The 266-nt window shown below is 62.0% G+C and carries 1 protein-coding gene; it reads right to left on the reverse strand.

Annotation, left to right across the window (positions count from 1 at the left end; translation table 11 throughout):
* A partial coding sequence (locus ACNQ0T_RS24365; RefSeq protein WP_417930515.1) for a TonB-dependent receptor domain-containing protein occupies positions 1-266 on the reverse strand: 266 nt, incomplete at both ends.

Raw genomic sequence — 266 nt, forward strand, 5'->3', positions numbered from 1 at the left:
TCCGGCCCCAGCTCCATCCCCTGACGGCGGGTCTTGCCGGCGTTTTTATAACTGGTGCGCCCGCCGCTGCTGCTGTCGACCACAATCTCATTATCGGTATTGGTCTGGAACAGGGCGGCGGTGAACAGCCCATTGCCGATCCGCGTCTTGCTGCCGATCTCCACCGTGTCGTTGGTGGAGGGTTTCAGGCCGAAGTTGAGGCCGCTCTGGTTATCGGAGCGGTAGGAGAGTTCGTTAATGGTTGGCGTCTCGAAGCCGCGGCCGGC

This window comes from Enterobacter cloacae complex sp.6700776 (assembly GCF_048284255.1).
GTDB lineage: Bacteria > Pseudomonadota > Gammaproteobacteria > Enterobacterales > Enterobacteriaceae > Enterobacter > Enterobacter intestinihominis.